Genomic DNA, 16,913 nt, shown 5'->3' with positions numbered 1-16,913 from the left:
TTACGCTAGCCGGTCGAGCAGCGGCTTGAGCCGGTCGCCATAGCGTTTCCACAGATCGACCGAGCCCTGGTACATCGGCTGGCGCACCTGCGCGGCCGACGCTGTGCGCACCGGCCGGTCGGTCTCGTGGAACGACAGCACCGCATCGTCCCAGGGTAGGCCGAGATGGACGATCAGCGCCCGTGTCTGCCCTTCCTGGTCGGCGACGAAATCCTCGTAGCGGACATCATGCACGACATCCGGCAGAACGGCGCGCCAATGCGCCATGATATCGGTGTAGAGATTGTGAAAATCGGCGAGCTCGCCGAGGTCGTAGCCGTAGCGGTGGCTGTCGCCGCGGAAATGCACCTTGTAGATCGACAGGCATGTCGCCGCCGCATCGCGCACGCAATGAATGATCTTGGCCTTGGGCAGCATCAGATGGATGAAGCCGATCAAAAGGAAATTGCCGAGCATCTTGTCGGTGACGTGCCGGAAACCAGGATAGCGGGCGTGCAGCAGGTCTAAATAGGTTTGGCCTGCCTCGGCATAGGCCTTGTCGGGCAAGTCGGCGATGCCCCAGGGAAAACCGCCCTTCATCCCAGGTGGAAACTGCTTGCCGACCGCGGTCTTCAATATGCTGAGCTCACCGGCCCCATAGACCTGCGGATGGCTGGCGATGATCTGCTCGACCAGCGTGGAGCCGGAGCGCGGCATGCCGACGACGAAGATGGGCGTGTCGTCGGCGATCCCGCTCGGCCTGTGCTTGTCGAAGAAGGTCTTATCGAACACCGCCTTCATCGCCTCGAATTCGGCGCGTGTCTTGGCCGCATCGTAGTCGATGCCCGTGCGGCGGATCGCATTGCCTTCGGCGAAATAATCGAAGGCACGGCCATAATCCTTCAAATCGTCATTGGCCTTGCCGAGGCCGAATGAAAGCTGCATGCGCGCCAGGCTGCCTTCCGGCGCCTTGGCGTGCTGCGCCTCCATACCGGCAAGCTCGGCGTCGCGCTCCTGCTGGCGCTTGACCTGGGTGAGCATCAGCCAGGCCCTGGCCATGCCGGGATTGACCGCCAGCGCCTGCCGGAAATGCTCCGCCGCCTCTCCGAGGCTGCCCTTCTCCATCAGCCCGACGCCCAGACCGTGCAGCAAATCGGCGTCCTTCGGCCGAATTGCCAGTGCTTCGCGGAAGACGGCAAGCGCCTCGTCGAGCCGCCCAGCCTCCTGCAGCGTTTCGGCAAGCCCGATGCGGGCGCGGACATGGAACGGGTTGCGACCGATGGTGCCGCGATAGATCTCTTCCGCGCCCTCGAACTGGCCAAGCTGCTTCAGCGAGGAGCCGAGATTGTCGCGCGCCGCGAGTTGGTCCGGCCGGATTGCCACCGCGCCACGAAAGAAATCGACGGCTGCACTGACACGGCCGAGGTCGCGCATCACCGTGCCGAGGTTGTTGAGGAAATCCGGATTCTTGGGCTGCAGGCGCACCGACTGTTCGAGGAGATCGAGTCCTTCGGCGCTGCGCCCGGTCTGGTGCAGCAGCAAACCGAGGAAATGTGCGGCCGCCGCATGATTGGCCTTTTGCGCCAGCACCTGCCGGTAGAGCATCTCGGCTTCCTGCCGGCGCCCCGTCTGATGCAATTGCAGCGCCTGCTGCACGCGCTGGTCGAGGCCCAGCGGCGGCTGTCCGCCTGAGCCGAAATTGGCGCCCGCGCCTGCCGGTCTTCTCTGATCTCTGTTGATGGGAAACCTGCCGTGTTTTGTCCGCCTGCCGCGATCTAGGCCATCGGCGCGGCAGGTTCAAGGGTACGCAGGCCAGCTTACCGGAAATCGGCCTGGGTCAATACATACATGTTCTTGCGGCCGTGCGAATAGGCTTCGCGCGCAACATCCTGGATCGACGAACGCTCCGCATCGAAGGCGCTGAGATACTCGGCTTCCGCTCCGCTCGTGGCCGTTGCCGCCGAAAGCGCTGCAATCTCCACAAAGAACGGCACTTCGAACATGCCGTCATGGCCGACAAAACGAATGCGCCTGGCCGCAGCGTCGTAGGAGCGGCTGCGGTTGGGGAAATTGAGCGTCATGATCGAGGTCCTCAGCGCATGACCCCGAACCGGAGGTTCGGAAAGGATCATGTGCAAAATCAAAATACTACAGCGCCCTTTGCGCGTCCAAAAGGACGCGCGGCGCTGTAGGGCACCGCAAGCCGGCCATGTCAGATCAGGCGATTGGTCTCCGCAACCTGTTTGGCCCGCCGCACCGTGCCGTCGGTGTCGGCGATCCTTCGCCGTGCAGCCTCGTCACTTCGTATCGTCAGACGCGCCGACATGACTTTCGCAGGCCCGACGGTCGGCTTGACGACGGGATTGATTGTTACGGTTACGCCACTCGGCGTTTTCACAGAGATCATGAAATTTTTCCTTTCAAACGAAAATAAAACATAGATGCCGGCACAAAAGTTCCGGCGACGTATCAGACATTTTGAGAAAGCTCTTGAATCATATCAGCATTCTACAAATAATTATAGAGAGCGAATTTTGTGAATCGATCATGATCCGGCAGTAATCTTCTTGAATAAACCGCAATTTCGGATTAAAGGATTGAGATCGTTTTTTGGGCCAAGCTTGGCATCTCGCGGCGTCAGAGGTTCTCGACCCGCCAAACTCATTCCAGATCGCTGATACCCAAATTGCCGCTACAGTGACACACGACATTTAAGTCCCCGGTGCCGCGAAGCGGGCGCCACCTTATCGGATCCAAGCCGGAAACGAGACTTCGAGGCACGAGAATGTCTGGCCGAACCACCCATTCCATAGCGCATTTCGAGGCACCCTTCATGCTCGGCGGCCTGGAGGGAAAATTGCCGGCCGGCGACTACGACATCGACCACGATGAGGAGCTTATCGATGGCATGTCGTGGCTTGCCTGGCGCCGTGTCGCCACCTTCATCCATCTGCCGGCAAGGACGGTGAAAAGCCAGACCAGCCAATTGGTCGCCATCGACCTCGCCGAACTCGAAACCGCGCTGAGGCGCGACCAGGAGAATGCCGCATGATACGTTTCCAGCAGAACGCGCGCCCGCGCACCGACACGCCCGCGCATCTTTTCGCGATCGGCCAGACCGTTCGCATGAAGAGCCGCACCGGCCTTGTGCAGAAGACCGCAGAGCTGTTCCAAATCAAGAGCAAGCTGCCGGTCAAGGACGGCTCGCCGCAATACCGCATCCGTAGCGACGAGGAGACCTATGAGCGGGTCACCACGGAAGACAATCTCGAGGTGGCCGACAATCCGAGCGCCTAATGCATGTCCCCCAAAAGCACGCCCACGGGCCTGACCCGAGGGTGCGAAGCGGTTTGGGACAACGACATGCATAAAACAAAACTTAAAGCGCGTCGGCTGAAATCCTTTTCAACGCGACGCGCTTTAGGCCCGACATCAGCCGCCACCGTTAACCAATCACGAGGGACCAGGAAATGGCCAAGGGTCAACAGCGCAGCAACCGCGAGACACGCAAGCCCAAGAAGGACAAAGCGGCAGCAAAGCCGGCTTCGCCCTTCGGCTCGGCCGTCAAGCAGGCGGAAGCCGGTTTGAAGCCGAAATCCAAGGGCTAGTGCCGGATGAGCAGCCCTGCATTCATCCAGCCACCGCGCGGATCGGATTAAAGATCACGTAACGTCGAAGCCATATGGTTAGGATTGGCTAGGGCCGAGTTCATCGCCCATTGCCATAACGCTAGGCTGCCGGCGTAGAGGCAAGAGGTGCCAGCTGCCGTCGCCCGCCTGTGTCCAGTTAACAGATGGGGCCCCTCCCCGTCCGGAGACGGGGAGGAAATCAGCCTCTCAGCAGGGACCGTCGTCGACGATGCGATAGTCGGCGGCGCGAGCCTCGCAGGCGTTGGGGAAGGTGCGCAATTCGCCACGGCGGCGTGCGCAGACAGGGGCATACTCGCGCGTGCAGAATGTTTGCTCTTCACCACCGCCGCCGCCGTCGCGGCACTGGCCGTCGCGGATGATGCGGTACCCGGCCCGCTCGGCAAGGCAGGCATTGGCGAAGGTCTGGCGGTCGCCACCGCGCCGGGCGCAGACCGGATCATACTGCCTGGTGCAGAATTGCGGCTCGGGCCTTGGCGGGCGGTACCCCGGTCCTTCCTCCACCACCACCGCGGTACAGGCTGCAAGAACTGCCGACAGCAACAGGATGGCAAAACCCTGCCGCGAGAAGATTGCCGCAAGAAATTTCATAACTATACCTCCCGAGCCCCCGCTCCGGCGCAAGATGCGCTCCACTCTAGGCCGATCCTCGCTATTCCGCTGCCAAATGCAACCCCTGTTTGCAAGCTGCCCCAGCCCGCTGGACCATCCGTGGCCAGGCTCTGGCCGATGACCGGGCGAGCCCCCGTTCTATCGATGCTATGCGTCGGAATGCGCCCATCTGGCGGCCCGCGGGCGCTACCTTGCAACGATCACCTTTCCGTGCGATAAATTTCGTGTTCGGGCATTTGCGACCCGGAGAGCGGAACGTTTTGGACGACCTTTCCCCGATACTGTGAATCTCTGACGGCCCCGTTTTTCGGCGGGGGGTTTTGACCATGCGCCAATGCATGACTGCCGAAGCAACCACCGGACTTGCCCACGGCGTCAGGCGGCGGGCAAACCACAAAGACTGACACGGGTGAAGGAGTTTCCCCAATGGCCCAGACCGGCACCGTTAAATTCTTCAACGCTACCAAAGGCTTCGGCTTCATCACGCCAGATGACGGCGCCAAGGACGTGTTCGTCCACATCTCCGCGATCGAGGCTTCGGGCCTGCGCACGCTCGTCGATGGCCAGAAGGTCACCTTCGACGTCGAGCCCGACCGCATGGGCAAGGGGCCGAAGGCGGTCAATCTCCGCGCGGACTGAACCGTCGGCGCGCACGTGCGTCGGGACGTGCCAAGAATGCGCCCGAGGCACTCCAAAGGCCTTGAACCGGCTTTCAGGGCCGGACCCGAGTTTCGAAGGCGCGGCGGTTTTCGTCGCGCCTTTTTCGTGGCAGGGCGGCATGCCAAATGCTCGCAAAACTTTCTCTTGCCGATAGCGCTAAAATAAAGGACAAATTTCACTCGGGCATTTGCCGGCCCGAGACTGGACTTGATGGGATCAAAGGAGCTTCCCATGCCGCAGACCGGCACCGTCAAATTCTTCAATCATGCCAAAGGCTTCGGCTTCATCACGCCGGATGATGGCGCGAAGGATGTCTTCGTCCACATTTCGGCCGTGCAGGCGTCGGGTCTTCCCGGTCTTGAGGATGGGCAGAAGGTAACATTCGACACCGAGCCGGACAAGCGCGGCAAGGGTCCGAAAGCCGTCAACCTGTCGATCGGCTGAGCCGAGCTCGAGACAGCGTCGGACGGTCCCGTCGTGCAGGTCCGCTCCTTGTTGAGCGTACGATATTTGTGCCTTGCGCCGTGCTTGACCAATCAATATCGACTGGTCCCATCCCGTCAATTTCGTTCAGCCCCCGTTCAGCCACGGTCGCCTATTAGCTTCAGTAAAGCCGGACCGCATCCCCCAGATTACCCGGGCCGGCACGAAGGAGACCGACATGAACCGAATTTTCAAGACCACCATCCTGTCCGCCGCGATTGTTGCGACCACGCTCGCGACCTTGCCAGCGGCCAGCGCTGGTGACTGGCGTCACCGGCACCACCATCGTGACAATGGCGATGCGATCGCGGCAGGCGTCCTTGGCCTCGCGGCCGGCGCCCTGATCGTTGGTGCGCTCAATAACCCGCAGCCCAGCTATTACGACCCCGGCTATGACGATTATGTTCGTTACCCACGGCCCGCCCCGGTGCGCCGCTACTACGCGGAACCGCGAGTCGTCTACAATGACGGCTATGCCGAGCCATGGACCCGTGGCTGGTATGAATATTGTTCGGATCGCTATCGTTCTTTCAACGCCCGCACCGGCACGTTCACCGGCTATGACGGCGAACAGCATTTCTGCACCGCGAACTGAGGCTTCCCTGCCCCAAACAAAAGCGCTGTCCGCCAGGCCAGCGCTTTTTGTCGTCGGCATACATTAAGGTAAGACAAGAGAACCGATGCGCGTCGCGTGAGGCTCCTCAGCCGCAACGCGTTTTAAATCAGGAATGGATTGCTCCGACGCTCCTCGCCGAAGCGGCCGCCGGGACCATGGCCGCAGATGAAGCCGATGTCGTCGCCGAGCGGCAGAAGCTTGTCCTTGATCGAGGCGATCAGCGCGGCGTGGTCGCCACCCGGCAGGTCGGTGCGCCCGACCGAGCCGCGGAACAGCACGTCGCCGACATGGGCGAACTTCGCAGCACGATTGAAGTAGACGACATGGCCGGGCGCGTGGCCGGGGCAATGAAAGACTTCGAACGCGTGCTGGCCGAACGAGACTGTATCGCCCTCGCTGAGAAAGCGGTCGGGCACGCAGTTGCGCACCGGATCGGTGATGCCGTAGTGTTTCGCCTGTTTCTCGAGATTGGCAAGCAACGGACGATCGGCCTCATGCGGGCCGATGATCTCGACGCCAAGCGCCTCCTTCAGTTCCATGGCGCCGCCGGCATGGTCGATATGACCATGCGTGATCCAGATCGCACCGGCGTTGATCGCATTGTCCTTGAGCACCGCCAGCACCTTCTCGATGTCGCCGCCCGGATCGACGACGACGCCTTGTCTGTCGTCCATGTCGAAGAGGATGGTGCAGTTTTGCTGGAAGGCCGTGACCGGCACGACGCCGGCGTTGAGCTGACCCATGATCGTCCTTTCGCTGTGTCGCCCCTGATGTAGATACACACGCGAACGTCGTCCACCGCATCCGGCTGTCGCCACAACGCAAAAAAGAAATGGGCGGCCGAAGCCGCCCATGCAAAAGCCCGAAACCGCTAGGCTGCCTTCTTCGTCGCATTCATGACCGCGCCGATGATGGCCGTCAGAATGGCGCCACCACCGGCACCGCCGAGGATGTTCTGCACATTCAGCGCGCTGCCCAATCCGCCCGTTGCCGCTGCGGCTGCAGCCGGATCGATCGTGCCACCGCCGAGCAGGCTGCCGAGGATGGCCGCACCGCCGACGCCGCCAAGGGCGCCGCCCAGGATTTTGGTAAGCTGCCCCACTGCCGCTGTCTTGAGCGCCGCGCCCACCGCCTGGCCACCGATGATACCCATAATCACCTGAACAATGATCGGAAGAAGCGTGTTCATGTCCATATTACCAGTCCCTCCATAGCTGCCAGCCTCCCGGGCCGACAGCATCATGAGACGCCGAATTGGACGAAAGTCAAATGCAGAAGTGCTTAAATAAAAGGGGCGGCCCGAAAACCGCCCCTACTTATAAAAAAAGCTGTGACTTTCGTTATTCTGCTGCGATTGCGTGCTTGGGTTGAACGGCTGAAGAATAGTCGTTCATCAGAGTCTTGGCAATTTCACCCACCTCGAATCGGTATGGACCGATCTCTGAAACGGGCGTCACCTCGGCCGCTGTTCCTGTGAGGAAGCACTGCTGGAAGCCTTCGAGCTCTTCCGGCATAATGGTGCGCTCGATCACCTCGAAGCCGCGATCCTTGGCAAGCCCGATCACCGTACGGCGGGTGATGCCGTCGAGGAAGCAATCGGGGGTGGGCGTGTGGATCTTGCCGTCCTTGACGAAGAAGATATTGGCGCCGGTCGCTTCCGCAACCTGGCCGCGCCAGTCGAGCATCATGGCGTCGGCATAGCCCTTGGCTTCGGCGGCATGCTTGGACATGGTGCAGATCATGTAGAGGCCGGCAGCCTTCGATTTCGACGGCGCGGTGCGCGGATCGGGGCGGCGCCATTCGGCCAGATCGAGACGGATGCCCTTCAGCTTCTGTGCCGGATCGAAATAGCTCGGCCACTGCCAGATGGCGATAGCGCAGTTGATCCGGCTGTTTTGCGCCGAAACGCCCATTTGTTCGCTGCCGCGCCAGGCGATCGGCCGGACATAGGCATCCTGGAAACCCTGCTTCTTCAACAGCGTGCGGCAGGCGTCGTCGATCTCGGCAACCGAATAGGGAATCTTGAAGCCGAGCAGGCGTGCCGATTCGTGCAGGCGCTCGCTGTGGTCGGTCAGCTTGAAAATCTCGCCGCCATAGGCTCGCTCGCCCTCGAACACCGCGCTAGCATAGTGCAGGCCATGGGTCAGCACGTGGATCTTGGCGTCGGCCCATTTGACGAACTCGCCGTTCATCCAGATGAAGCCGTCCATTTGGTCAAAGGGAACGGATGCCATGGTAACCTCCCGCGGGCGACCGCCCGCACATTGTCGTTGCGCGTTTCTTGTCAGCCGCACCGGGCGGCCGGTATCTCGAAGCGTAGGCGGATATATAAGCTCTGGCAAACACAGGAAGTTCCGGAAAAACGGCTTTCCCTTGCCTTTTCGTTCGCAATCCGCCGCAAAGCTTGTCAAAAATTACCATTGCCGGGAAATTACGTCAATAGTACTGACATAATTTCCCTTTCGCACGGAGAAAAGATGACGGATCGCAGCCACCCAGCCGGAAAACCGATCAGGACGGCGATCACCGACGAGGACGGCATCGACTTTGCCATCATCGAATTGTTCTTCTTCGCCTATCGCGATTTTACCTCCGATCCGGACCAGATCCTGTCCGACTATGGCTTCGGCCGCGCCCACCACCGGGTTCTGCATTTCGTCAATCGCAGGCCTGGCCTGACGGTCGCCGAACTCCTCGACGTGTTGAAGATCACCAAGCAGAGCCTGGCGCGCGTGCTCAAGCAACTGATCGACACCGACCACATCGTCCAGTTGCAGGGTCCGCGCGACCGCCGCCAGCGCGAGCTCTATCCGACAGCCAAGGGCCGCGCCCTGGCACTGGCGCTGGCACGGCCACAGTCACGCCGCATCCATGCTGCATTGGAAGATTCCGGAGCCACCGAACGCGCCTTGATCGAGCGCTTCCTGGAAGCGATGGTCAATCCGGAACTAAGGGCGCAGATCGACATTGCGCCGGCAAAAACGTCAGGGAAAAGCCATGGAGACCATTGAAAGGGTTGATCAACCGGCAGCACCGGACGACGACGCGCCGCATCTGCTGGTGATTGATGACGATACCCGTATCCGCAATCTTCTCAAACAATATCTGACCGAAAACGGCTTTCGCGTCACCGTTGCCGGAAATTCCGGCGAAGCGCGGCGCAAGCTCGCCGGCCTCGATTTCGATCTGCTCGTGCTCGATATCATGATGCCGGGCGAAACCGGTGTCGATCTCGCCAAAGCGCTGCGGGCAAGCAAGAACGTGCCGATCCTGATGCTTACCGCGCTCGCCGAGACCGACAGCCGGATCACCGGCCTCGAGGCCGGCGCCGACGACTATCTGCCGAAGCCTTTCGATCCCCGCGAATTGATCCTGCGCATCAACAACATCCTGCGCCGCGGCGGTCCGGCAACGACGCCCAAGGTCGAGCAACTGGTCTTCGGTCCCTACACGTTCCAAATCGCCAGGCGGGAGCTCAAGCGCGGCGGCGAGGCTCTGAAGCTGACCGACCGCGAGCAGGAGATCCTGGCGATCTTCGCGGCGCGGGCCGGCGAAACGATACCGCGGCATGAGCTTGTCGGCGACGAGTCGGAAGTCGGCGAGCGCACCATCGACGTCCAGATCAACAGGCTGCGCCGCAAGATCGAACGCGATCCGTCCAATCCGGTCTGGCTGCAGACCGTGCGCGGTATTGGGTATCGGCTCAGCGTGGAATAGACTGCCGCCCGCAGCCCCTTGTTGAGTGGCTGAAGATGAGCAAAAAGGGCGAATGGCGACCACACAACTGGAACGGCCGGGAGATCGCGGCTTGAGCGCTCGCGCCACGCGGGCGCTCAAGGCGGTGCCGCTTGCCTGGAAACGGTTCTGGCGCCTCGTTTCGCTTTACATGCCGAAGCGGCTCTATGCCCGCTCGCTGATCATCGTCATCGCACCGATGATCCTGCTGCAATCGGTCCTCGCCTTTGTCTTCATGGAACGGCACTGGCAGACCGTGACGCAGCGCCTGTCGCAGGCCACGGTTCGCGACATTGCCGCGATCGTCGACCTGGTAGAAACCTATCCGAACGACGCCGATTACGCCAACATCATCCGCATCGCGCAGGATCGCATGCAGCTGAAGATCGATTTGCTTCCGCCCGATCCGCTGCCGGCGCCCGGTCCAAAGCCGTTCTTCTCGATCCTAGACGAAATTCTCTCGTCCGAGATCACCCATCAGATCAACCGCCCGTTCTGGATCGATACGGTCGGCAATTCCAATATCATCGAGGTCCGTGTCCAGCTCGAGGGCAAGGTGCTGCGCGCCTTCGTGCGCCGCAGCCAAGCCTATGCCTCGAACACGCACATTTTCCTGATCTGGATGGTCGGCACCTCGTTGGTGCTGCTGATGATCGCTATCCCTTTCCTGCGCAATCAGATCCGGCCGATCCTGACGCTGGCCGAGGCCGCCGAAAGTTTCGGCAAGGGCCGGCCGATGCCGCTCGATTTCCGTCCGCGCGGCGCCGAGGAGGTTCGCCGCGCCGGCTTTGCCTTCATCCAGATGCGCGAACGCATCGAACGCCAGCTCGAACAGCGCACCGCCATGCTGACCGGCGTCAGTCACGATTTGAGAACCATCCTCACCCGCTTCAAGCTGCAGCTTGCGCTGACCGGGACCAAGGCCGACACCGAGGCGCTCGGCCAGGATATCGATGACATGCAGTCTATGCTGGAAGGCTATCTCGCCTTTGCCCGCGGTGAGGCAGCGGAAGACGCCGGCCGTTTCAATCTTGAAGCTTATTTCGAGAAGCTCGGCGAGGAGGCCACGCTGCGCAAGCGCAAACTGTCGACCGCTCTCGCCGGCGATCCAAATGTGCATGTGCGGCCCCACGCCTTTGCTCGGCTGTTGTCCAATGTCGTCGGCAACGCCTTCCGTTACGCCAAGACGGTTGAGATCAACGCCAACCACGGCCGCGGCTCGCTGCTCGTCACCATCGACGACGACGGCCCGGGCATTCCGCCCGAAAAGCGCGAGGACGTGTTCAAGCCTTTCGTGCGGCTTGACGAAGCCCGCAATCTCGACGCCAGCGGCACCGGCCTTGGTCTTTCCATCGCCCGCGACATTGCCCGCAGCCATGGCGGCGACATCATGCTGGACAAGAGCCCGCTCGGCGGCTTGCGCGCCGTCATCAAGGTTCCGGCCTGATTAGAGCGACGTGCGTCCAATTGGACGCACAAAGTACGCTCTAACACTTTGAACCTACGCATCGTGCTTTCCGAAAAACGAATTCGATTTTCGGGCCGATGCGCTGCTTTCCGGCGGTTGTAAACGACCATCGGCTATGCCTTCATCGGCGCGTCATGAAACCATGCTGAAGAGCGCGCATGAAGCGCGTGATCCTGATTGATTCGGCCTTGCGGCCTCGCGTCAAGGAAACCGACGACCTTTCAAGCAAAGGGCTGCTATGCGCATCCTGATGGTCACCGACGCCTGGCGCCCGCAAGTCAACGGCGTCGTCCACACGCTGGAACGGCTTTCGGAAACCCTGAAATCCTTCGACGTCGAGACGGACTTCCTGACCCCGAACATCTTTCGCACCTTGCCCCTGCCGACCTACCCCGACATCCGGCTGGCGCTGACGACGCCAAGCCACGTCGCGCGCCTGATCGAAGTGCGCAAAGCCGATCATATCCATATCGTCACCGAAGGCCCGCTCGGCATCATGGCGCGGCGCTATTGCCGCAAGGCCGGCCGGCCGTTCACAACGAGCTATCACACACGCTTTCCAGAATATCTGAGCGCGCGGCTGCCAATACCGGAAGCCTGGGCCTATCGCTGGCTTCGCGATTTCCACAATTCCGGACAATGCACGCTGGTCGCCACCCAGTCGCTGGCGGACGATCTGTCGGCGCGCGGCTTCACCAAGCTAAGGCCATGGACGCGCGGCGTCGACACTGACCATTTCCGGCCGGACAAGAGGAAGGATCTGGGGCTCAAGCGACCGATCTTCCTCTGCGTCGGCCGCGTTGCGATCGAAAAGAACCTGGCCGCCTTCCTCGACCTGGACCTGCCCGGCAGCAAGGTGATCGTCGGCGAGGGACCGGAGTTGGCCCGGCTCAAGGCCAGATACCCCGATGCCCATTTCCTTGGCCACCGCCCGAACGACGAACTGGCCGAAATCTACGCCTCGGCCGACGTCTTCGTCTTTCCCAGCCGCACCGACACGTTCGGCAATGTCATCATCGAGGCGCTGGCCAGCGGCACGCCGGTCGCAGCCTATCCGGTGACCGGGCCGATCGACATTGTCGGCGACGGCGTTGGCGGAGCGGTGTCGAACGATTTGCGTGAGGCCGCGCTCGCCGCGCTCCATGTCAACCGCGCCGAGGCGCGCCAACGGGCAATGCGCTATAGCTGGAAGGCTTGCGGGGAGATGTTCCTGGAGACGGTTGAAGAGGCGCTGGGCACCCCACGCAAACTGACACCAACTTTCGTCATCCACGGGCAAAGCGGCGGCGAAGCCGACGCGCAGACCCGAGGTGGACGACGAAGCTAGAACAGTCGGCCGCCGTTTGGCACCCTGCGTTCGATTGCGCCGAGGACGACAGCACCCTCCTCGTCGGGAAAACCAAGCGTCAGCACTTCCGATATGAAGGGTCCGATCTGCCGCGGCGGAAAATTGACTACCGCGAACACCTGCCGGCCGATCAGCGTCTCGGGCGCATAATATTTGGTGATCTGCGCCGACGATTTCTTTATCCCGATCGCCGGGCCGAAATCGATCTTCAGCTTGAACGCCGGCTTTCGCGCCTCCGGAAAAGGCTCGGCCTCGACGATCGTGCCGGCACGGATATCGACACGGTCGAAATCGGCGAAGCTGATCTCGGGCTTGCGCTGGCTGCTCGAACTCATTGAGGACCTGATTCAGGCGTTTCCGTAGGTCTCGAACAGGACGCCGGCCAGCGCATCCTTGGCCGAGGTTCCCGACCAGACGACGAACTGGAACGCCTGGAAATAGCATTCGCAGGCTTCCAGCGCCGACGACAACAGCACCTCGACCTGCTGGCTCGACGGCTCGACCCCACCGGCGAGCAGCAGCGACTGGCGGAACATGATCGCGCCTTCCTGTTCCCAGAGGTCGAAATGGCCGAACAGCATCTGCTCGTTGATCAGCGAGAGCAGCCGCATCACTTCGAGCGCACGCGCCTCCGGCACCTTGATGTCGAAAGCGCAGGCCAGATGCAGCGCCTCGAAATCCTCCATCCAGGAGAATGAGACGTGGTAGTCGGTCCAGCTTCCGGCAACCGAAATCGAAATCTCGTCGTCGCCGGCCCGTTCGAAGGACCACTCATTGTTGTGGGCTACTTGCTCGATAACATCCACCGGATGGATTTCGCGCGAGAATTCGAGTTCGAGAAGTTCCATGAATGCTTCCTGTCGTTCCTTCGCATCGGCCCGAAAATCGGTTCGATTTTCGGAAAGCACGATGCGAACGTTCAAAGTTCTAGAGCGTATTTTGTGCGTCCAAGTGGACGCACGTCGCTCTAGTGAGCGCCACACGCTCCGCGGGGCACACACAACGAACAATCTTGTCTAGAACTCGGACGGCCGGGACTTCGTCAACGCAAAGACCCCAGACCGGACCCCACCGCCCGGCGCATGACCCTGCTCCGAATCATGCAACAAATTCAGTCTATTGATCGGGAGTCGCGTGACCAGCCCAATTTTTCGCACTGCGTCATTCGCATGTGGAAAGCCGCTGTCACAAAGATTCACGCAATGCCGGTAAGCGATTCACGACAAAGCGCTTTTTGCGATTGTGCTTTGTGGAAAAGTTTAACGATTATTTTTTTGATCTGGGCTTTGCCGCAGCCACAGGTGCTGCCTGTCCGGTCAATTCGGCGAGCTTCGCCTCGAGCGCCTCGATGCACACAGCGAGACGGGTGTTTTCTTCCCTGGCCTTGACAGCCATATCGCGGGCGGCCTCGAATTCTTCGCGCTGCACCAGGTCCATTGAGTTGAGAACGCGCTCGGCCTGCCCCTTGAAGGCGGTTTCCACTTCGCGACGCACGCCTTGCGCGGCACCCGCGGCGTCGGTCATCAGCTTGGCGAATTCATCGAGAATGCGGTTCGGTCCGGTCGACATGGCAAATCCTCGCTTGCTCGATTTGACGTAGTGGCGCGCGAGGCGGAATGCAAGAACGTTTGAAACCGGCGAGCATCGACTGCCGGTGCACTTTGGTCAACTGAACACTGGCTGAGCGGATCAATAACTATTATTATCACCCCGAAAGGCATCTTCGAGGAGCACTCCATGGCCATCAGCGCAGATTTGGGCAACCGTCTGGAGGACGTTGTAAACCAGCTTGTTAGCACGGGCCGCCACAATTCGAAGAGTGAAGTGCTGCGCGAAGGTGTTCGCCTCGTTGAAGAGCGAGAGAAGCGCCTGGCAGCACTCGACGCCACGCTCGCCAAAGGCATCGGTGATGCCGACGCAGGGCGGGTGAAGCCCGGGGAAGACGTGCTTGACCGCCTAGAGGCCAGATATAAGACGATGGCCGAGAAGGCCCGGTGAAGCGGCTGATCTTCACCCATCAGGCTGAGGCAGATATTGGAGCCATTGACGATCACATCGCCTTGGACAGCCCGCTTCGAGGCGTGACATCATCCGGGAATTGCGTGCCGATTGCCTGGAACTACGGACCATGCCGGAGCGATATCCGCTCTTGCAGCGTCATCGATCTTCCGGCGTCCGCCGTCGCGTTCATGGCACCTATCTGATCTTCTACCGCGTTAACACCGACGCAGTGGAGATACTGCACGTCCTGCACGGCGCGATGGATTTTGATGCCATCCTGTTCCCTGCGAAATGACAGCACCCACGTCGCCTTGACCCCGCCAAAACCCTGCCGCATGGTCCGCGCCCGAACGTGATCGCAACCCGGAGATCCTGTTGAGCGAGTATCTTATGCTGCCGCTGGCCGCCCTGCCCTTCCCCAACATCGACCCGGTCATCGTCCAGATCGGGCCGCTGGCGGTGCATTGGTATGGCGTCGGCTACATCGTCGGCATTCTCTTCGCCTGGTGGTATGCCAAGCGGCTCGTCACCAATGCAAGGCTCTGGCCCGACTGCACCGCGCCCATGAGGCCCGAGGATCTCGACGACTTCATCGTCTGGGCGGCCATCGGCGTGGTGCTTGGCGGGCGTATCGGCTACGTGCTGTTTTACGACCTGCCGCGCTACATCGCTCATCCGTTCGATATCCTTGCCGTCTGGCAGGGCGGCATGTCTTTCCATGGCGGGCTGCTCGGCGTCGTCCTCGCCATGACGCTGTTTTCCTGGTCGCGCGGCATCCGCACATGGTCGCTGTTCGACGTGGTGGCGGCCGGCGTGCCGGTCGGCCTTGGCATCGTCCGTATGGCGAATTTCATCAACTCCGAACTTTGGGGCAGGCCGACCGACGTGCCATGGGCGGTCGAATTCCCCAATGGCGGGCCATTTGCGCGCCATCCGAGCCAGCTCTACGAGGCGCTGCTCGAAGGTCTGGTGCTGTTCCTGGTCCTGCGCTTCCTCACCCATTCCAAGCTTAAGTTGAAGACGCCGCGCTTCGTAGGCGGCGCCTTCATCGCCGGCTACGGTCTCTCGCGCATCTTCGTCGAATTCTTCCGCGAGCCCGATCAGCAGCTCGGCTACCTCCTCGCCACCGGCTGGCTGACGATGGGCATGGTGCTGTCACTGCCGATGCTGCTGGCCGGCATATGGGCGATGGCGACCGCAAAGCCGGTTACGCAGCCACAGCCGGTATGACCCGACTGAAAACCCGCATCGTCGAGCTGATCGGTGCGGCGGGGCCGATCCCCGTCAACCAATACATGGCGCTTTGCCTGTTCGATCCGCGGGACGGCTACTATACGACGCGCGAGCCGTTCGGGGCTGCCGGCGACTTCGTCACCGCACCGGAGATCAGCCAGATGTTCGGCGAGCTGATCGCCGTCTGGCTCTATGAAGCCTGGCTGGCGACCGGCCGGCCGATGCCGGTCACCATCGCCGAGATCGGCCCCGGCCGCGGCACGCTGATGAAGGACATGTTGCGCACGCTTTCGCGGCTCGATCCGGGGCTGACCGCCGGCGCATCGTTTGCCATGATCGAGACCAGCCCGCGGCTGGCCGATGTCCAGAAGCAAACGCTTGCCGCCACGCCTGCCGCGATCGGCTGGCACGAAAGCATCGACACGCTGCCGCAGGCCCCGCTTTTCATCGTCGGCAACGAATTGTTCGACGCGGTGCCGATCCGCCAGTTCGTCCGCGCCGGAACAGGCTGGCGCGAACGGATGATCGGCCTCGACAGCGCGGACGAATTGCACTTCTTCGCCGGCGCCGGCTCGGTCGATCCAACGCTGTTGCCGAACGATGCCGAAAACGCACCACAGGGCGCGATCGTCGAAGTCGCGCCGGCCCGTGCCGCGCTGATGGCGACCATCGCTGAGCGATTGGCCCGGCTCAATGGCGCCGGCCTGTTCCTCGACTATGGCTATCTCCAGCCAGGGACCGGCGACACGTTGCAGGCCTTGCGCAAGCACGATCACGAAGATGTGCTGGCCAATCCGGGCGAAGCCGATCTCACCGCCCATGTCGATTTCGCCGCCCTTGCCGCGATCGTGCGGGCGCATGGCCTCGATGCCCATCTCTCCACGCAAGGCGAATTCCTGGTGGAAATGGGCCTGCTCGAACGCGCCGGCCAGCTCGGCGCCAATGCCAATGAGGCGGCTCGCGAAAAGATTGCAGGCGAGGTCGAACGCCTCGCCGGTCCGCAAGCCATGGGCGACCTGTTCAAGGTGCTTGCCGTCCTGCCTGCCGGCATCGCCGTTCCGCCCTTTGCAACGGCGGATTGACTTTTCACTGCCGCCTCTCCCACTCTCCCAACTTCCGACCGTCGCCGAT

Annotated in this window: 24 protein-coding genes; 14 read left to right on the top strand and 10 right to left on the bottom strand. The window is 61.5% G+C overall.

What is annotated here, in order from left to right:
* The 3 genes from NKH12_RS10615 to NKH12_RS10605 all read right to left on the bottom strand — a co-directional run bounded on the left by NKH12_RS10615 (position 1) and on the right by NKH12_RS10605 (position 2,386).
* Positions 1 to 1,584 carry a tetratricopeptide repeat-containing sulfotransferase family protein gene (locus NKH12_RS10615; RefSeq protein WP_352953058.1) on the bottom strand — a complete coding sequence of 528 codons (1,584 nt, stop codon included), beginning with the start codon at positions 1,582 to 1,584 and terminating at the stop codon, positions 1 to 3.
* A 212-nt stretch (positions 1,585 to 1,796) separates the two neighbouring features.
* Positions 1,797 to 2,060: a DUF1488 family protein gene (locus NKH12_RS10610; protein WP_352953057.1), complete on the bottom strand. Its 264-nt coding sequence runs from the start codon at positions 2,058 to 2,060 to the stop codon at positions 1,797 to 1,799.
* A 131-nt stretch (positions 2,061 to 2,191) separates the two neighbouring features.
* Positions 2,192 to 2,386: a hypothetical protein gene (locus tag NKH12_RS10605; RefSeq protein WP_192361728.1), complete on the bottom strand. Its 195-nt coding sequence runs from the start codon at positions 2,384 to 2,386 to the stop codon at positions 2,192 to 2,194.
* A 378-nt stretch (positions 2,387 to 2,764) separates the two neighbouring features.
* On the opposite strand from NKH12_RS10605, the gene NKH12_RS10600 reads away from it, so the two are divergent.
* The 3 genes from NKH12_RS10600 to NKH12_RS10590 all read left to right on the top strand — a co-directional run bounded on the left by NKH12_RS10600 (position 2,765) and on the right by NKH12_RS10590 (position 3,587).
* Entirely contained in the window at positions 2,765 to 3,031 is a 267-nt protein-coding gene (locus NKH12_RS10600) for a hypothetical protein (RefSeq protein WP_095488859.1), read from the top strand.
* Complete coding sequence (locus NKH12_RS10595; protein ID WP_292164145.1) at positions 3,028 to 3,276, top strand: hypothetical protein; 249 nt, start codon at positions 3,028 to 3,030, stop codon at positions 3,274 to 3,276. The genes NKH12_RS10600 and NKH12_RS10595 overlap by 4 nt, the downstream gene beginning before the upstream one ends.
* 173 nt (positions 3,277 to 3,449) lie before the next feature.
* On the top strand, positions 3,450 to 3,587 hold the full coding sequence (locus NKH12_RS10590; protein ID WP_164547135.1) for a hypothetical protein: 138 nt from the start codon (positions 3,450 to 3,452) through the stop codon (positions 3,585 to 3,587).
* 228 nt (positions 3,588 to 3,815) lie between these two features.
* Here the strand turns inward: NKH12_RS10590 and NKH12_RS10585 are convergent, their stop codons facing one another.
* Complete coding sequence (locus tag NKH12_RS10585) at positions 3,816 to 4,217, bottom strand: Kazal-type serine protease inhibitor domain-containing protein (protein WP_352953056.1); 402 nt, start codon at positions 4,215 to 4,217, stop codon at positions 3,816 to 3,818.
* 447 nt (positions 4,218 to 4,664) lie between these two features.
* On the opposite strand from NKH12_RS10585, the gene NKH12_RS10580 reads away from it, so the two are divergent.
* The 3 genes from NKH12_RS10580 to NKH12_RS10570 all read left to right on the top strand — a co-directional run bounded on the left by NKH12_RS10580 (position 4,665) and on the right by NKH12_RS10570 (position 5,976).
* Entirely contained in the window at positions 4,665 to 4,877 is a 213-nt protein-coding gene (locus NKH12_RS10580) for a cold-shock protein (protein ID WP_023799871.1), read from the top strand.
* A gap of 252 nt (positions 4,878 to 5,129) precedes the next feature.
* Positions 5,130 to 5,342, top strand: coding sequence for a cold-shock protein (locus NKH12_RS10575; protein ID WP_006202521.1), 213 nt, complete (start codon positions 5,130 to 5,132; stop codon positions 5,340 to 5,342).
* A gap of 217 nt (positions 5,343 to 5,559) precedes the next feature.
* Positions 5,560 to 5,976: a BA14K family protein gene (locus NKH12_RS10570; protein ID WP_352953055.1), complete on the top strand. Its 417-nt coding sequence runs from the start codon at positions 5,560 to 5,562 to the stop codon at positions 5,974 to 5,976.
* Between the two features lie 122 nt (positions 5,977 to 6,098).
* Here the strand turns inward: NKH12_RS10570 and NKH12_RS10565 are convergent, their stop codons facing one another.
* The 3 genes from NKH12_RS10565 to NKH12_RS10555 form a co-directional block, all read right to left on the bottom strand.
* Positions 6,099 to 6,740 carry an MBL fold metallo-hydrolase gene (locus tag NKH12_RS10565; protein WP_352953054.1) on the bottom strand — a complete coding sequence of 214 codons (642 nt, stop codon included), beginning with the start codon at positions 6,738 to 6,740 and terminating at the stop codon, positions 6,099 to 6,101.
* Between the two features lie 128 nt (positions 6,741 to 6,868).
* Positions 6,869 to 7,192, bottom strand: a complete 324-nt coding sequence (locus NKH12_RS10560; RefSeq protein WP_352953053.1) for a hypothetical protein — start codon at positions 7,190 to 7,192, stop codon at positions 6,869 to 6,871.
* A gap of 145 nt (positions 7,193 to 7,337) precedes the next feature.
* The gene (locus tag NKH12_RS10555) at positions 7,338 to 8,231 is read right to left on the bottom strand and encodes a branched-chain amino acid aminotransferase (protein WP_352953052.1); all 894 of its coding nucleotides are present in this window, start codon (positions 8,229 to 8,231) and stop codon (positions 7,338 to 7,340) included.
* A 243-nt stretch (positions 8,232 to 8,474) separates the two neighbouring features.
* On the opposite strand from NKH12_RS10555, the gene NKH12_RS10550 reads away from it, so the two are divergent.
* From NKH12_RS10550 to NKH12_RS10535, 4 genes are all read left to right on the top strand, one after another.
* A complete protein-coding gene (locus tag NKH12_RS10550) occupies positions 8,475 to 9,008 on the top strand; it encodes a MarR family winged helix-turn-helix transcriptional regulator (protein WP_352953051.1) in 534 nt (177 codons plus the stop codon).
* The gene (locus tag NKH12_RS10545; RefSeq protein ID WP_352953050.1) at positions 8,995 to 9,714 is read left to right on the top strand and encodes a response regulator; all 720 of its coding nucleotides are present in this window, start codon (positions 8,995 to 8,997) and stop codon (positions 9,712 to 9,714) included. The genes NKH12_RS10550 and NKH12_RS10545 overlap by 14 nt, the downstream gene beginning before the upstream one ends.
* A 52-nt stretch (positions 9,715 to 9,766) precedes the next feature.
* Complete coding sequence (locus tag NKH12_RS10540) at positions 9,767 to 11,179, top strand: ATP-binding protein (protein WP_352953049.1); 1,413 nt, start codon at positions 9,767 to 9,769, stop codon at positions 11,177 to 11,179.
* A gap of 259 nt (positions 11,180 to 11,438) precedes the next feature.
* The gene (locus NKH12_RS10535) at positions 11,439 to 12,527 is read left to right on the top strand and encodes a glycosyltransferase family 4 protein (RefSeq protein ID WP_352953048.1); all 1,089 of its coding nucleotides are present in this window, start codon (positions 11,439 to 11,441) and stop codon (positions 12,525 to 12,527) included.
* Here the strand turns inward: NKH12_RS10535 and NKH12_RS10530 are convergent.
* The 3 genes from NKH12_RS10530 to NKH12_RS10520 form a co-directional block, all read right to left on the bottom strand.
* Positions 12,524 to 12,883, bottom strand: coding sequence for a tRNA-binding protein (locus NKH12_RS10530; RefSeq protein ID WP_352953047.1), 360 nt, complete (start codon positions 12,881 to 12,883; stop codon positions 12,524 to 12,526). The genes NKH12_RS10535 and NKH12_RS10530 overlap by 4 nt on opposite strands.
* A 12-nt stretch (positions 12,884 to 12,895) precedes the next feature.
* Positions 12,896 to 13,396 carry a type III secretion system chaperone family protein gene (locus NKH12_RS10525; protein ID WP_095491597.1) on the bottom strand — a complete coding sequence of 167 codons (501 nt, stop codon included), beginning with the start codon at positions 13,394 to 13,396 and terminating at the stop codon, positions 12,896 to 12,898.
* A gap of 418 nt (positions 13,397 to 13,814) precedes the next feature.
* Complete coding sequence (locus tag NKH12_RS10520) at positions 13,815 to 14,117, bottom strand: accessory factor UbiK family protein (RefSeq protein ID WP_352953046.1); 303 nt, start codon at positions 14,115 to 14,117, stop codon at positions 13,815 to 13,817.
* Positions 14,118 to 14,285: 168 nt separating this feature from the next.
* Here NKH12_RS10520 and NKH12_RS10515 point away from each other — a divergent pair, with 168 nt between their 5' ends.
* From NKH12_RS10515 to NKH12_RS10500, 4 genes are all read left to right on the top strand, one after another.
* Positions 14,286 to 14,546, top strand: coding sequence for a type II toxin-antitoxin system ParD family antitoxin (locus NKH12_RS10515; protein ID WP_352953045.1), 261 nt, complete (start codon positions 14,286 to 14,288; stop codon positions 14,544 to 14,546).
* Positions 14,547 to 14,676: 130 nt separating this feature from the next.
* A complete protein-coding gene (locus NKH12_RS10510; RefSeq protein ID WP_352953044.1) occupies positions 14,677 to 14,844 on the top strand; it encodes a type II toxin-antitoxin system RelE/ParE family toxin in 168 nt (55 codons plus the stop codon).
* A gap of 80 nt (positions 14,845 to 14,924) precedes the next feature.
* Entirely contained in the window at positions 14,925 to 15,779 is an 855-nt protein-coding gene (gene lgt / locus NKH12_RS10505) for a prolipoprotein diacylglyceryl transferase (RefSeq protein WP_352953043.1), read from the top strand.
* Positions 15,776 to 16,864 (top strand): class I SAM-dependent methyltransferase, encoded by a 1,089-nt coding sequence (locus NKH12_RS10500; RefSeq protein WP_352953042.1) that lies wholly within the window; start codon positions 15,776 to 15,778, stop codon positions 16,862 to 16,864. Before lgt ends, NKH12_RS10500 begins: the two co-directional genes overlap by 4 nt.
* The last annotated feature ends 49 nt before the right edge of the window (positions 16,865 to 16,913 follow it).

Source organism: Mesorhizobium sp. M1322 (assembly GCF_040318085.1).
Classification (GTDB): domain Bacteria; phylum Pseudomonadota; class Alphaproteobacteria; order Rhizobiales; family Rhizobiaceae; genus Mesorhizobium.
The sequence above is the reverse complement of the archived record's forward strand: the minus strand, read 5'-3'. Positions and strand labels throughout refer to the sequence as shown.

What these genes read in the sequence shown, in the direction of transcription:
- NKH12_RS10615 (WP_352953058.1), bottom strand. Translation starts at nt 1,584, where the DNA reads ATGCTCTACCGGCAGGTGCTGGCGCAAAAGGCCAATCATGCGGCGGCC.
- NKH12_RS10610 (WP_352953057.1), bottom strand. Translation starts at nt 2,060, where the DNA reads ATGACGCTCAATTTCCCCAACCGCAGCCGCTCCTACGACGCTGCGGCC.
- NKH12_RS10605 (WP_192361728.1), bottom strand. Translation starts at nt 2,386, where the DNA reads ATGATCTCTGTGAAAACGCCGAGTGGCGTAACCGTAACAATCAATCCC.
- NKH12_RS10600 (WP_095488859.1), top strand. Translation starts at nt 2,765, where the DNA reads ATGTCTGGCCGAACCACCCATTCCATAGCGCATTTCGAGGCACCCTTC.
- NKH12_RS10595 (WP_292164145.1), top strand. Translation starts at nt 3,028, where the DNA reads ATGATACGTTTCCAGCAGAACGCGCGCCCGCGCACCGACACGCCCGCG.
- NKH12_RS10590 (WP_164547135.1), top strand. Translation starts at nt 3,450, where the DNA reads ATGGCCAAGGGTCAACAGCGCAGCAACCGCGAGACACGCAAGCCCAAG.
- NKH12_RS10585 (WP_352953056.1), bottom strand. Translation starts at nt 4,217, where the DNA reads ATGAAATTTCTTGCGGCAATCTTCTCGCGGCAGGGTTTTGCCATCCTG.
- NKH12_RS10580 (WP_023799871.1), top strand. Translation starts at nt 4,665, where the DNA reads ATGGCCCAGACCGGCACCGTTAAATTCTTCAACGCTACCAAAGGCTTC.
- NKH12_RS10575 (WP_006202521.1), top strand. Translation starts at nt 5,130, where the DNA reads ATGCCGCAGACCGGCACCGTCAAATTCTTCAATCATGCCAAAGGCTTC.
- NKH12_RS10570 (WP_352953055.1), top strand. Translation starts at nt 5,560, where the DNA reads ATGAACCGAATTTTCAAGACCACCATCCTGTCCGCCGCGATTGTTGCG.
- NKH12_RS10565 (WP_352953054.1), bottom strand. Translation starts at nt 6,740, where the DNA reads ATGGGTCAGCTCAACGCCGGCGTCGTGCCGGTCACGGCCTTCCAGCAA.
- NKH12_RS10560 (WP_352953053.1), bottom strand. Translation starts at nt 7,192, where the DNA reads ATGGACATGAACACGCTTCTTCCGATCATTGTTCAGGTGATTATGGGT.
- NKH12_RS10555 (WP_352953052.1), bottom strand. Translation starts at nt 8,231, where the DNA reads ATGGCATCCGTTCCCTTTGACCAAATGGACGGCTTCATCTGGATGAAC.
- NKH12_RS10550 (WP_352953051.1), top strand. Translation starts at nt 8,475, where the DNA reads ATGACGGATCGCAGCCACCCAGCCGGAAAACCGATCAGGACGGCGATC.
- NKH12_RS10545 (WP_352953050.1), top strand. Translation starts at nt 8,995, where the DNA reads ATGGAGACCATTGAAAGGGTTGATCAACCGGCAGCACCGGACGACGAC.
- NKH12_RS10540 (WP_352953049.1), top strand. Translation starts at nt 9,767, where the DNA reads ATGGCGACCACACAACTGGAACGGCCGGGAGATCGCGGCTTGAGCGCT.
- NKH12_RS10535 (WP_352953048.1), top strand. Translation starts at nt 11,439, where the DNA reads ATGCGCATCCTGATGGTCACCGACGCCTGGCGCCCGCAAGTCAACGGC.
- NKH12_RS10530 (WP_352953047.1), bottom strand. Translation starts at nt 12,883, where the DNA reads ATGAGTTCGAGCAGCCAGCGCAAGCCCGAGATCAGCTTCGCCGATTTC.
- NKH12_RS10525 (WP_095491597.1), bottom strand. Translation starts at nt 13,396, where the DNA reads ATGGAACTTCTCGAACTCGAATTCTCGCGCGAAATCCATCCGGTGGAT.
- NKH12_RS10520 (WP_352953046.1), bottom strand. Translation starts at nt 14,117, where the DNA reads ATGTCGACCGGACCGAACCGCATTCTCGATGAATTCGCCAAGCTGATG.
- NKH12_RS10515 (WP_352953045.1), top strand. Translation starts at nt 14,286, where the DNA reads ATGGCCATCAGCGCAGATTTGGGCAACCGTCTGGAGGACGTTGTAAAC.
- NKH12_RS10510 (WP_352953044.1), top strand. Translation starts at nt 14,677, where the DNA reads ATGCCGGAGCGATATCCGCTCTTGCAGCGTCATCGATCTTCCGGCGTC.
- NKH12_RS10500 (WP_352953042.1), top strand. Translation starts at nt 15,776, where the DNA reads ATGACCCGACTGAAAACCCGCATCGTCGAGCTGATCGGTGCGGCGGGG.